We start from the raw sequence: 13,275 nt of genomic DNA, 5'->3' as shown, positions 1-13,275 counted from the left end.
GGAGCGGGCGCGCCAGCACCTGACGTACCGGGTGGTGGATAAGCTGGAGGAGATCGTCCAGGCTCACACCATCGAAGGCCTCAAGATGGGCGACGCCTGAGTCAGCGGCGCTTCTCCATCCAGCGCCAGGCGGACTCGACGATGGCGTCGAGCTTCTGCTGCGTGGGCTTCCAGCCCAGCTCTCGCGTGATGCGCCCGGAGCTGGCGATGAGTACCGCCGGATCTCCAGCCCGCCGCGGGCCCTTGCTCACCGGAATCTCCCGGCCCGTGACGCGGCGGGCGCAGTCGATGACCTGCTTCACGCTGTAGCCCTCGCCCCCGCAGCCCAGGTTGTAGATGGAGCTCGGGTGCCCCTTGGCCAGCGCGTGCAGCGCGAGGATGTGCGCCTGCGCCAGGTCCACCACGTGGATGTAGTCGCGCACGCAGGTGCCGTCCGGCGTGGGGTAGTCGTCTCCGAAGACGGTGACCTCCGGGCGCAGACCGGCCGCCGCCTGGAGCACGATGGGAATGAGGTGCGTCTCGGGGTCATGGCGCTCGCCGCAGCGCTCGGTGGCCCCGGCGGCGTTGAAGTAGCGCAGGCTCACGTACTTCGTCCCGTGGGCCGAGTCGTACCAGCGCAGCGCCCGCTCGAAGGCGAGCTTGGTCTCGCCATACGGGTTGGTGGGCTGCGTCGGGTCGCTCTCCTCGATGGGCTGCTTGGCCGGCTCGCCGTAGACCGCGGCCGTGGAGGAGAAGACGAGGTACTTCACGTCCGAGTCCCGCATGGCGTCCAGCAGGCTGAGCCCGCCCAGGACGTTGTTGCGGTAGTACTTCTCCGGCACCTTCACCGACTCGCCCACCAGCGAGTCGGCCGCCATGTGCACCACCGCTTCCACCTTGTGCTGGGCGAGCGTCTCCCGCACCAGCGCGGTGTCGAGCAGATCGCCCTTCACGAAGGTGGCGCCCTCCACCACCGCTTCCCGGTGACCCTTGTAGAGGCTGTCGAAGACGACGACCTCGTCACCCCCCCGCAGCAACTCCTCCGTCACCACGCTCCCGATGTAACCCGCACCGCCCGTCACCATGACTCGCATCGTCGATTCCTCCGCATACCGCGCATGCCGCCCGGCCTCCGCCAGCGGCTCGTTGCATGGGCTTGATCTCGTCTTCCACGAGGTAACGATCGAGGGCGTTGGCCAGCGGGGGCATCACCTGTCCGCGCTCGCTCGCCAGGGCGCTGTAGCGCGGCCGTGCCGCCGCCCACCCGAAGGAGGCCAGGGGACGGCCCTCCACCCGTCGTGGATCCAACCCGACCCGCTCGGCGGCCTGCCGCGCGAGTTCCGCCCAGGTCACCTCGCCCGCGTTGGTGAGGTGCCACACGCCGCTCGTCTCGTCGATGAGCAGGTCGAGCGAGGCGTGCACCAGGTCCGGCACGTACGTGGGGGAGACGACCACGTCGTCCGCGGCCGTGAACGTCTCCCCGCGCGCGAGGGCCCCGAGCGCGAGGGTGACGAAGTTGTGCTGGTCCCATGGGCCGAAGAAGGCGCCGGTGCGGACCACCAGGGCCGAGGGCAGTCGCTCCAGCACCCGGCGCTCGGCGTCCACCTTGCTGCGGCCGTACTGGTTGAGCGGCTGGACCTGGCTGCTCTCCACGAAGGGTGAGGACCGCCCCTCCCCGAAGACGAGGTCCGAGGAGAAGGTGACCAGCTTCACGCCCCGTGCCGCACAGGCGGTGGCGAGCACCTCCGGGCCGAGGGCGTTCTCGCGGAAGCACCGCTCGATGTCCGTCTCGGCGTCATCCACGCGCACGTAGCCCGAGGCGTTGATGACGGCCCAGGGCTGGTAGCGCTCGAGCGCGCGCTCCACCGACTCGGGCGAGGCGATGTCCATCTCCTGGCGCGAGAGGAGCTGGAAGGCGATGCCGCGGCTCCTGCACAGCCGGGCGAAGGCCCGCCCCAGCGTACCCGTGGCGCCCGAGATGAGGAGGGGCCGGGGCACGAGCGTCCCCATGCAGCGGGAGGGCATCCAGGTCTCGTGAGGTACCGGGGTGTCTCCATGGAGGGTGGCGGCGAAGTTGGGCTCCGGCCGCTCCTTGCGCCTCCACCAGCCCGGCGAGTCGAGCAGCGGGTGCTCGAAGTCGCCCCGGGTGGCCAGCGCGTGCGTCATGTGGGCCAGCGCGGTGGGGCGGGGCTTGGGCGCACGCATGTCGAAGACGCCGGGCTCGTAGAAGCCGCGCTCGGCCGTCACCAACGTGTTCCAATCGTAGGCCCCCAGCAGGCTCCACACGGTGAGGGCGCGCACGTCGACGCCCTCCTGGCGCAGGGAGCAGGAGGCCTCCCACGCCTCCGCGAGCCAGCGCAGCTGGTCCTCTCGGGTGCAGCCCAGGTGCACCTCGGTGAAGGCCACGGGCAGCCGGTAGCGCTCCCAGGCCGAGGCGAGGATGTCCCGGTGGCCGAAGATGGCGTCCTTCCACACCGCGGAGATGTGCACGTCCGCGTAGGACTCGCGGTCGTTCCCACCGTGGGACCACTCCGGGTAGTGCTCCAGCCGCTCGTCGAGCAGCCGGTCACTGGTGATGTAGTAGTTCATCCCCACCACGTCGGGGGGCATCGGATTGTCGAGGAACCACCCGAGTTCCTTCTCGGAGACTCCCCAGCGCAGGAGGTAGGGCCACAGCGGGTGCTGGCGGTCGATGCGTCCGCACAGCAGGTCCAGGCTCAGCCAGCGCCGGTGGTTCTCGAATTCCGCCTGGTAGGCCAGCCGCGGGGTGCTGTAGGTGCGCCCCATGTCCTCCGTCTGGATGAGGCGCGCGCCGGGCGTCACCTCGCGGATGGCGCGCATCGCCTCCACCACCGCGCGGCACTGCACCATCATCGTGCGCGCGAAGGTGGGGTAGTCCTTGCCGTGCGGATACCAGTGGCCGTAGAGGCCACTGAAGCGCCCGGTGGTGAGCGGCTCGTTCACCGGGGTGTAGTCCTCCACCCACGGGTAGCGCTCGGCCACGGCCCGCGCGTACTGCGCGAGCTCGAAGGGGAAGCCCGGGTCCACCAGACTGGTGTGCCTCGGTCCGCTGCCGTGGTGGACGAGGCCGACGATGGGCCGCACCCCCAGCTCCCGCAGTCGGGCGAGCCGCGCGTCCGGCCACGTCCAGTCCGCGCGGTGGGGTCCGAGCGGGGCGATCTGCTCCCACAACACCGGGTAGCGGATGGCCTTGATGCCCAGGGCGGCGATGGCATCCAGGTCCTCGATGCGCGTCCAGTGGCCGCTGCGCTTCATCTGATCGAAGTACCGGTCCCCCACCCGGTTGACCGTGCCCTCGATGCCGCCCCAGACCTCCGGGAGTCCCTCGGGCTTTCCAGGCGAGTGGCTCACGCGTGCCCCTCCACCTGCATTTCCAGCAGCTCGCGGCGGCGCATGCCCATGATCTTCGTGCAGAGCGTGAGCGCCTGGGCCACCACCTGATCCATGTTGTAGTACTTGTACGTGGCCAGCCGTCCCACGAAGTGCACGCCCGGCGTGTCCTTCGCGAGGCTCTCGTACTTGCGGTACAGCTCGGCGTTCTCCGGACGGGGCACCGGGTAGTACGGGTCACCCTCGGCGGTGGGGTACTCGTAGACGACGCTCGTCTTCGGGTGCTCCTGGCCGGTGAGGTACTTGAACTCGGTGCAGCGCGTGTACGGGTACTCGTTGGGGAAGTTCACCACCGGCGCTTCCTGGAACTTCTCCTGGCTGTGCGTCTCGTGGCGGAAGCGCAGCGAGCGGTAGGGCAGCTTGCCGAAGCAGAAGTCGAAGTACTCGTCCACCGGACCCGTGAAGATCATCTCCCGGTAGGGGATGACGTCCTTCACCTCGTGGTAGTCGGTGTTCAGCATCACCTTGATGTTGGGGTGGCTGAGCATCCGCTCGAACATGCGCGTGTACCCGTGCAGCGGCATCACCTGGTACTTGTCGCTGAAGTAGCGGTCATCGCGGTTGGTGCGCACCGGAATGCGGGCGATGACCGTGGCGTCCAGCTCGCTGGGATCCAGGCCCCACTGCTTGCGCGTGTAGTTGCGGAAGAACTTCTCGTACAGCTCCTTGCCCACCTTGCTCAGCACGACGTCCTCGGAGGTGCGGATGCTCTCGCGCTTCTCGGCGAGCTTCTGGAGGAAGCCCTCCACCTCGAAGGAGGTGAGGTTGAGGCCGAAGTACTGGTTGAGGGTGGTGAGGTTGATGGGGATGGGCATGAGCTGCCCGTCCACGCTCGCCAGCACCCGGTGCATGTAGGGCCGCCACTCGGTGAAGCGGCTCAGGTAGTCGAAGACGTCCTGGGAGTTGGTGTGGAAGATGTGGGGCCCGTACTTGTGCACGAGCACCCCGTCGTCGTTGTAGTGGTCGTACGCGTTGCCGCCGATGTGCGGCCGCTTCTCCACGATCAGGACCTTCTTGCCGTACACATTGGCGAGCCGCTCGGCCATCACGCTGCCAGCGAACCCCGCCCCCACGATCATGTAATCGAACATGTTCTTCTCCTTTTATGGGGCGCTACTCGCGCCGGGTTTCGCCTGCTCAAATGGTGGTGGCCACGTCCTCGGTGACCGGCATGGGAATGACGGTGCTCTTCTCGTCCTCGTGCAGCCGCGTGGCGGCATCCAGCAGGGTCTTCATCCCGCCCCAGGTGCTGTCCCAGGACATGGAGGCCAGGTGCGCATCCACCCGGGGCAGCCACGTGGAGCGGTCCTCGGCCAGGGCGGCCTCGCAGGCGCGCACGAAGTCCTCCGGCGTGTCCGCGATGTGCACCAGACCCAGGTCTCCGTAGGGGCGCACCACGTCGCGGATGGACGTGGACACCACCGGCTTGCCCGCCGCGAGGTACTCGGGTGTCTTGGTGGGGGAGATGAAGCGCGTGGACTCGTTGCGTGCGAAGGGCATCAGCGCCACGTCCCAGCTGGCCAGGTACGTGGGCAGCTCGGTGTAGAGCTTGCCGCCGAGGAAGTGGAGGTTGGGCCGGCGCGGCAGGCTGGCCGGCTCGATCTTCACCACCGGGCCGAGGATGACGAACTGCCAGTCGGGGCGCGAGTCGGCCACGGCCGCGAGCAGCTCGAGGTCCATGCGCTCGTCCACCACGCCGAAGAAGCCCAGCCGCGGATGCGGAATGGAGGCCTGGTCCACCGGGTCCGCGAGGGGGCCGCGCGCGGTGGCGAAGTGCGCCACGTCCACGCTGCTGGGGAAGGCATGCACGTTGGGGTGCCGGTCCTTCTTGGCCTCATAGAGGCTCTGGCCGCCGGTGAAGACCACGTCCGCGCGCTGGAGCAGCTCGGCCTCGCGGTGCAGCAGCGCGGGCGGCGCTCCCCGGAAGGCGGACAGCTCGTCCATGCAGTCGTAGGCCACGGCCCACGGCTCCAGGTGGCGCGAGAAGGACAGCGCCATGGGGGTGTAGTACCAGCTCACGTACCGCCGCACGACATGGCGCTGGAGCATCTCGTCGAGCAGCACCCGCTGGGCGTCCACCACGCCCTGCTCGTCCATCCCCTCGGGCAGGTGCGGCACGGCCACCCAGACGCCCTCGGGAGAGCGGGTGACCTGGAGCCGCGCCCGGCCCTTGCCGAAAACGGGCTCCTCGAAGAAGAACACACGGCGCTCGCGCGCGAAGCGGCTGAGCAGGTGCTGGGGGCGCTGGAAGACGAAGTTCCAGCGCAGGTGCGAGAAGCACACCAGATCCGGCAGATGACTGGTGTCCAACACGTTGTGATTCGACTGCGTCATGCTCCCCTCCGGGCATGTGCCGCCCGGGTTGGGGCGGCGTGCTGCGGAGAGAGTGGTCACCCGACCTACTTGTTCCACCTGACCCGGGGTACACACGCGACGCCTGCTCGGCGGCCTGCTCCCCGGTCAGGATCAGCGTTCGGAAGGGGACTCGGGGACGAGGATGGTGCCCTTGTGGGCCGATTTCTCGGAGTAGCGGGCGACGATGCGGGCCGCGGCGCCCGCTCCCTTGCCTGCTCGTGCCAGCATCACCACCGAGCCGCCGAAACCGCCACCGGTCAACCGGGCCCCGAGCACGTCGGGCTCGGCGCGGGCGAGGTCCACCAGCAGGTCGATCTCCGGGACGGAGACCTCGTAGTCGTCCCGCTGCGAGGCATGCGAGTCGTACAGGAGCGGCCCCAGCGCGGCCAGGTCCCCCGAGCGCAGCGCCCGCACGGTGGCCAGCACGCGCGCGTTCTCGGTGAGCACGTGGCGCACGCGCCGGCCGAGGGGATCGGGCAGGGCCATGGCGCGGGGCAGCTCCGCGTCGGGCAGATCACGCAATTGCGCCACCCCGAGCTGCGCCGCGGCGCGCTCGCACTCGGCCCGGCGCACCCGGTAGTCGCCGCCCGAGTGGCTGTGCGTCACGCCCGAGTTGATGACGATGGGCTCCACGCCTGGAGGCAGCGGCACGCGCTCGTACTGGAGGGTGCGGGTGTCCAGGAAGAGCGCCGCGCTCCCGTGCGCGAGGCTGGAGGCCATCTGGTCCATCACCCCCACGGGCGCGCCGACGAAGTCGCACTCCACCTTCTGGCCCAGCAGGGCGATGCGCACGTCATCCAGCGTCAGCCCGAAGGCCTCGCGCAGGCCACGCAGCAACGCCACCTCGAGCGCGGCGCTGGAGGACAGCCCGCTGCCGAGTGGCACGTCCGAGCGCAGCCACAGGTCGAAGCCCCCGACGGTGAGGCCCTCCGCGCGCAGTACGTGGGTGACGCCCTGCACGTAGTCGAGCCAACCCCGGCCACGCTTCTCCTGGCCCAGCTCGTACTCGTCCACGTTGCCCTTGGCACCGAGGTTGGCGCTGAAGGCGCGCACCTTGCGGTCCTCGCGCGGGGCCAGCCGCACCTCCGTCTGCTGGGGAATGGCCATGGGGAGCACGAAGCCCCCGTTGTAGTCGGTGTGCTCGCCAATGAGGTTCACCCGCCCCGGCGCCCGGACGTGGACCCGAGGTGGGCGGCCAAAGAGCGTCTCGAAGCTGGGGGCGGCATCCGCGGGGGCGTGCATCACTGTTCCTCTCGTGGGCTTCAGGCCCCCGCGGGCTCGGGCTCGCCCGACTCATTGGTCGGACGGGGGCGCCCGGAGGGGGCGGGGGGCATGGGAATGTCGCTGAGGAAACGTGGACCGCGTGTGGCGGCGGCCATCTTCTCCAGCGGGAACTTGGGCGTGCGATCCGAGTACAGCAGTCCGTTCGTTTCCTGGTACGTGTCGGCGAACTGCGTGTAGCAGAAGCCCGCGAACAGATCGAGCGAACGCACCACCCCAAGCAGCGCGGTGTAGCGCTGTTCGAGTTCATCCGGACCCTTGCACTGGGAGTAGCCCCACTCCCGCTGGTCGCCGCGCGCCAGCGAGATGCCGCCGAACTCGGAGAGCACGATGGGGTGATCGGCATGTGGGTGGCCGTCGAGGACGATCACCCGCCCGCCGGGGCGCTCGCGCTGGAACAGGTGCGGGCGCACCTCGTGCGAGTGGTAGCGCTCGGCGATCTTCTCGGGGTCCGAGTCGTAGTCGTGGATGCCGATGATGTCGGTGGCCACGCTCTCCCAGCCGTCGTTGCCGATGACGGGGCGCACGGGGTCCAACGTTCGGGTGAGGTGGAAGAGCGCCTGCACGTAGTGCCGTTCGGCGGCGTTGTCGGGGAGGTTGGGCACGCCCCAGGACTCGTTGAGCGGCACCCACGCGACGATGCACGGGTGGCTGTAGTCGCGCGCGAGCACCTCCAGCCACTCGCGCGTGAGCCGCTCGACGGACTGGCGGGTGAAGCGGTAGGCGCTGGGCATCTCCTCCCAGACGATGAGCCCCAGCCGGTCCGCCCAGTAGAGGTAGCGCGGGTCCTCGATCTTCTGGTGCTTGCGCACCCCGTTGAAGCCCATGGCGCGGGCGAGCTCCACGTCGCGCCGGAGCGCCGCGTCGTCCGGGGCGGTGATGCCCGAGGCGTCCCAGTAGCCCTGGTCGAGCACCAGCCGCATCGGGTAGGGCCGACCGTTGAGCACGAAGCGGTCCCCCTGCACGGAGACCGAGCGCAGCGCCGTGTAGCTGTCCACCGAGTCGAGCAGCTGTCCATCGCTGTCGCGCAGCTCGAGGCGGGCCTCGATGAGCGTGGGCGAGGTGGGGCTCCACAGCAGCTCGTTGCGGAAGTCGTCGATGCCCGGGTCGGACAGGGCGATGCGCCGGTACACCTCGCCCAGCACCACGGTGTACGAGTCCCGGGCGAGCAGGGTGTCCCCCACGCTCAGCCGCACGTCCAGCCGCAGCCCCTCGGGGCGTGTCCCCTCGATGTGGACCTCGAGCCCCACCTCCCAGCGCGCCAGGTTGGACGTCCAGCGCAGGCTCTCGACGCGGGTGACGGGGATGCGCTCCAGCCACACCGTCTGCCAGATACCGGTGGTGCGCGGGTACCAGATGGAGTGGGGCTCCAGTTGCCAGTCCTGCTTGCCCCGGGGCTTGGCGAGGTTGGCCGGGTCATCCTCCGCGCGTACGACGATCTCCTGGGGGCCGTCGCGGTGGAGCAGGTCGGTGATGTCGACCTTGAAGGGGGTGTAGCCGCCCTCGTGGTGCGCGCACCGCGAGCCGTTGACCCAGACGGTGGCCGCGTGGTCCACCGCGCCGAAGTGCAGCACCAGCCGCTCCTGGGGCCCCATCGTGGGCGGCTCGAAGGTGCGGCGGTACCAGCACGCGCGGTAGAATCCGGTGTCCCCGATGCCGCTGAGCGTCGTCTCTGGCGCGAAGGGCACGCGGATGCGGGCGTTCCAGCTCACCTCGGCCGGGACCGACCAGCGCCCGAGCGGATCCAGCGCGAACTCCCAGGTGCCGTTGAGCGGGCACCACCCCTCACGCCGAAGCTGCGGGCGGGGGTATCCTCGCGTTCCCCCGGCTCCGTCCTCTGTACCCCCCGCCCACTGGGCCGGGGTCGGTGTGGCCTCCGGTACACTGCCCTCCGGTACAGAGGAGGCACCCATCGCACGCGTCGAGTCCTGGCTACCCATGCGGCAAGAGTAGGCACCCTGCGACAATGGGTAGTGGTGGGGTATTGCACGCCCGGTCGTTCTACGACCCAGCGGCTGGGGGGTTCAGGCTGGCGGGCGGAGGCGGGAGCGAAGCGAGCGTGGGAGCGAGCGTTGCCGGCTCTGGGAGGGGTGGAGTCCCCTCGGTCCGCGTCGGAAGGGAGACGGGGAGCCAACGCGACGGGACGCGCGACCGCGAGGGCGGGGGAAGGGTCGCTGGCTCGATGAGCTGGCGCGAGACCAGGGCGGCGCATCCCCGGGCGAGCGCCGCGACGAGGAAGGTGAGCTGAAGGGCGGAGCAGGGGTAGCCGAGGAGCGGGTGGCTCGACGGGAAGGTCTGTACCAGCAAGCCCCCCACGGCCGAGGCGAGGGCGAAGGCGGCCCCTCCCGTCATGGCGAAGGCGGCATGGTAGAAGGGCCGCTCGCGCGAGGGGGCCACCGCCAGGGGCAGCGCGAAGGCCGCCAGGCCATGGCCGCTGAGCAGCACCCCGCTCAGGAGCGCGTCGAGCGCGATGGGCCACCAGCGGTCCGGTCCCGCCAACACCCACAGCAGCGGGCTGAGCACCAGTCCGGAGCAGCAGGCCCGCAGCACCGCCCGGGCTCCGAGCCGGTCGATGAGCCCGCCCCACAGCGGCGCGGACAGCATGCGTGCGAGCGCGGTGGTGGAGCCCTGGAGCGCCACGAGCGTGAAGCCCAGCTTCAGGTCTTCCAACAGGTAGAGGGTGAAGAAGGGGCCGGCGAGCCCGAGGGCCGCGTTCCAGGACACGCTATAGAGGAGGAACCGGCGCGCCACACGATCGCGCAGCGGCTGGAGCACGCGAGCGGCGCGGAAGGGCATGGCGGGAGGGCGGGGCGGCTGATGCTTGAGCGCCATGACGGCGGTGCTCAGCGCGCCCAGCACGCACGCGGTGAAGGCGAGCCCGGCGAGCGCGAGGCCCGTGCGGTCCGAGGCGTGGGCTCCGTCGAGGAAGGAGCCGACGCTGAAGGTGGCGAGTGCCCCGGTGAGGGTGCTGATGGCGGTGCGCCGGCCGAAGTACCGCCCGCGCACGCGCGAGGGCACCAGGTCCCCCATCCACGTCACCCAGGCGTTGTTGCAGAGGATGCCCAGGCCATGGTGCGTGGCGGCCACGGCGATGAGCACGCCCCGCTTCACCTCGGGCGAGACGGGCAGGAAGGGCAGCACGACGAGGGGCAGGAACGCCTGGCGTGAGAGTGCCACGGTGACGAGGGCCACCCGGCGCGGCCCGTGCCGGGAGGTGAGCCACGCGCCGGGCAGTTGCATGAGCTGGGCGAGGAAGGGCAGGGCGCCCAGGAGTCCCACCCAGAAGGGGCCGCAGCCCAGGTACAGCGCCCAGCCCATGATGGCGGCACCGCCGGCGCAGGCCATCACGCCCTCGGCCACCACGCCCTCGACCACCGAGGCGCGGAGGGAGCGGCGCAGGGGCGAGTGAACGGGGAGGGGCATGGAGGGGGGGGCCGAGGGCGACGGATGGTGTCAGCGGAAGCGGAAGGGCTTCAACCCTCCCCCCGAGGCCCGTGGGATGGCTGGCCGCTCACCGGCCGGGGCCTTCCGGAAGGGCCTGGCAGCCGTGATAAAGCCCCCGCATGAGCCAGGAGCCGCCTTCCCCACCTCCTCGCTCGCGCCTCCCGGTTGGTCGGTCAGGTCGTATCCGTACTCCGGCTCATACGAGAAGTTGGTGAGCAGCTTCGGCTGCACGAAGGGCTGCACCCAGAAGGCGCGGTGTGGGGCGGGAGTCTCGGTGCGGGGGGCTTCCGGAGACGCGGCGAGGACCAGGGCGGTGAGCAGGGCGTTCATGCCCACCGCGAATAGCAACGCGCGTGCCGCGAAGGTGCTCCTCTCGGGAGAGGGGTACCTTCCGGGCGCGTCCATGACACCCGTGTCAGGCGGTGCTCAAGGCCTGGCGCACAGGTCCTGCACCTTCCACTGGTGCAGGATGAGACCGCTGTCCACGCCGAGGATGGTCTCCTCGTCGATGGGGTGCCAGTGGTCCTCGCCCGAGAGCTGCTCACTGGCGAGCACGAACTGCTCGAGCTGCGTGCCCGGCTTGGGCGGCGCCGAGACATGACGGTGGGGGCGCCGGCCCGTCTCGGGCGCGGTATCGGAGAGGAAGAGCGACCGGTTGCGGCGCGTCGCCACCATCACGTCCCCGTTCGTCACGAGGAAGTTCATCGACGAGCGCAGCTCGCCCGGCACGTCCGTGATGGCCGACACCATCCCCATCGTCTCCGCGAGCGCGCAGGCCACCTTCTCCACGCACGCCGGGCCGTCGAGCGACTGGAGCTGCGCCAGCCGGGTGAGGAAGACGTAGAAGCAGCGCTCCGTGTCCGTGGTGCCCTGGATGGCTGCACGCAGGTCCGGGCGGATGAGGGCCTCCACCTCGGCGGCGTGCTGGGCGAAGTTCTTCACCGTGCCGTTGTGCACGAAGCACCAACGGCCATGGATGAACGGGTGGGTGTTGCGCTTGTCGATCGCTCCCACCGAGGCCAGGCGGATATGGGCCACCACCGTGCGAGCGGACACGGTGCTGCTCACCCGCTCGAAGTCCGGATCGCAGTGCGCGGGGCCGAGCCCATGCGCGACCAGGGGCTGAGCCCCTTGGTGGTACGAAGCAATCCCCCAGCCGTCTTTGTGCTCCCTCGACTGCTGGAGAAGCGAGTTCTTCTCCGTGACGAGCGAGGGATGAACAGCGGCGGGAACCTCAGAGCGAAACCCGAATAGACGGCACATGGTTTGTCTTGTTTGATTATAACGCCCGGCCCCGCAGGGAAGTCCCGTTGCTCCCCTGCTGTCCACCGGATGTCATGAACAGAGCGCTCGCTCGTTCTCCACCACCACGTGCCCGTCCTTGATGACGATCCGGGCGTGATTGATGCCCAGGTGATAGGGCAGGTGGCGGTAGTTTGAGCACGAAAAGACAACCAGGTTCGCCGGGTCGCCCACGACAATCCGACCGTATGTGTTCAAACCGAGAGCCAGGGCGGCCCCGCGAGTGGTGGCCCAGTAGGCCTCGGCGGCCGTCAACCCGTTCTCCAGGCAGGCGAGTCCCATGGCGAGGGGCAGGTTCTCGCTCATGGCGGAGCCGGGGTTGAGGTTGGTGCCGAGGGCCACGTTGACGCCGGCCTCGCGCAGCTTGCGGCCGGGGGCGTAGGGGCGCACGCGCAGGAAGAGGGTGGAGGTGGGCACCAGGACGGCGGTGACGCCCGCGGCCGCCAGGGCGCGGATGCCCGCGTCGCTCACGTGCTCCAGGTGGTCCGCGGTGGCCGCGCCCACCTCGGCCGCCAGCTCGGCGCCCCCGCCGGCGGTGAGCTGGTCCGCGTGCAGCCGCGGCTTCAGCCCCAGCTTCTTGGCGGCCACCAATATCCGGCGCGCCTCCGACAGGGTGAAGGCGCCCTCCTCGGCGAAGACATCGCAGAAGCGCGCCAGCCCCTGCTCGGCCACCGCGGGGATGATCTCCCGGATGCAGAGGTCCATGTAGGCCTCGCGCCACTCGCGGTACTCCTCCGGAATGGCGTGGGCGCACAGCCGCGTGGGCACCAGCTCCAGCGGCTGGAGCGCCGACAGCCGCTGCACCGCCTTGAGGATCTTCAGCTCGTCCTGGAGGTTGAGGCCGTAGCCGCTCTTCACCTCGGCGGTGGTGATGCCGTACTCCAGCATGGCCTGGAGCCGGGGGAGGGCGAGCCGGATGAGATCCTCCTCGCTGGCGAAGCGGGTGGCGCGCACGGTGCTGGTGATGCCGCCACCGGCCTGGGCGATCTGAAGGTACGTGGCCCCCTGGTTGCGCAGGTCGAACTCCCCCGCGCGCTCCCCGGCGAAGACGGCGTGGGTGTGCGGGTCCACGAAGCCGGGGCCGACGAACTGGCCGTGGGCGTCGATCACCCGGGTGGAGGGGCCCACCGTGCCCTTGGGCAGGCCGCTCTCGGGGCCCACGTAGAGCACCTTGCCCCGGCGTACACCGACACAGGCATTGGGCCGGGGCGTGAGGGCACTCTCGGCGGGCTCGGTGTGCGAGCCCTCCACGGTGAGCACCTCGGACGTGTTGCGGACCAGCAGCTCCAGGGTTTCCATGGGTCTTTACTCGGTGATGCCGGGGATGCGCACGCCGCGGGTCCGGGCGACCTCGACGGCTTCGGGGTAGCCAGCATCGGCGTGGCGGAGCACGCCCATGGCGGGATCCGAGGTGAGCACGCGCTCGATGCGGCGCGCGGCCTCGGGGGTGCCGTCGGCGACGATGACCTGGCCGGCGTGCAGCGAGTAGCCCATGCCCACGCC

General features: G+C 70.1%; 10 protein-coding genes and 1 pseudogene. All 11 read right to left on the bottom strand.

What is annotated here, in order from left to right; all coding sequences use genetic code 11:
- Positions 1-101: 101 nt before the first annotated feature.
- Entirely contained in the window at positions 102-1,073 is a 972-nt protein-coding gene (galE, locus tag VF794_RS36355) for a UDP-glucose 4-epimerase GalE (RefSeq protein WP_331117713.1), read from the bottom strand.
- On the bottom strand, positions 1,000-3,351 hold the full coding sequence (locus tag VF794_RS36350; protein WP_331117712.1) for a family 1 glycosylhydrolase: 2,352 nt from the start codon (positions 3,349-3,351) through the stop codon (positions 1,000-1,002). Before VF794_RS36350 ends, galE begins: the two co-directional genes overlap by 74 nt.
- Positions 3,348-4,481: a UDP-galactopyranose mutase gene (gene glf, locus VF794_RS36345; RefSeq protein ID WP_331117710.1), complete on the bottom strand. Its 1,134-nt coding sequence runs from the start codon at positions 4,479-4,481 to the stop codon at positions 3,348-3,350. Before glf ends, VF794_RS36350 begins: the two co-directional genes overlap by 4 nt.
- A 46-nt stretch (positions 4,482-4,527) precedes the next feature.
- Entirely contained in the window at positions 4,528-5,724 is a 1,197-nt protein-coding gene (locus tag VF794_RS36340; RefSeq protein ID WP_331117709.1) for a glycosyltransferase family 1 protein, read from the bottom strand.
- Positions 5,725-5,856: 132 nt separating this feature from the next.
- Positions 5,857-6,987, bottom strand: coding sequence for a galactokinase (galK, locus tag VF794_RS36335; RefSeq protein ID WP_331117708.1), 1,131 nt, complete (start codon positions 6,985-6,987; stop codon positions 5,857-5,859).
- Between the two features lie 20 nt (positions 6,988-7,007).
- Complete coding sequence (locus VF794_RS36330; protein ID WP_331117707.1) at positions 7,008-8,738, bottom strand: glycoside hydrolase family 2 protein; 1,731 nt, start codon at positions 8,736-8,738, stop codon at positions 7,008-7,010.
- A 289-nt stretch (positions 8,739-9,027) separates the two neighbouring features.
- Positions 9,028-10,449, bottom strand: coding sequence for an MFS transporter (locus VF794_RS36325; RefSeq protein WP_331117706.1), 1,422 nt, complete (start codon positions 10,447-10,449; stop codon positions 9,028-9,030).
- A gap of 30 nt (positions 10,450-10,479) precedes the next feature.
- A complete protein-coding gene (locus tag VF794_RS36320; RefSeq protein ID WP_331117705.1) occupies positions 10,480-10,800 on the bottom strand; it encodes a hypothetical protein in 321 nt (106 codons plus the stop codon).
- Positions 10,801-10,896: 96 nt separating this feature from the next.
- Entirely contained in the window at positions 10,897-11,733 is an 837-nt protein-coding gene (locus tag VF794_RS36315; RefSeq protein WP_331117704.1) for a class II glutamine amidotransferase, read from the bottom strand.
- Between the two features lie 72 nt (positions 11,734-11,805).
- Positions 11,806-13,071, bottom strand: coding sequence for an imidazolonepropionase (gene hutI / locus VF794_RS36310; protein ID WP_331117703.1), 1,266 nt, complete (start codon positions 13,069-13,071; stop codon positions 11,806-11,808).
- 6 nt (positions 13,072-13,077) lie between these two features.
- A pseudogene (locus VF794_RS36305) lies at positions 13,078-13,275 on the bottom strand (urocanate hydratase); the annotation flags it as partial.

Source organism: Archangium sp., assembly GCF_036389735.1.
Classification (GTDB): domain Bacteria; phylum Myxococcota; class Myxococcia; order Myxococcales; family Myxococcaceae; genus Archangium.
Note: the sequence above shows the minus strand (reverse complement) of the source record. Positions and strands in the feature narration are given on the sequence as shown.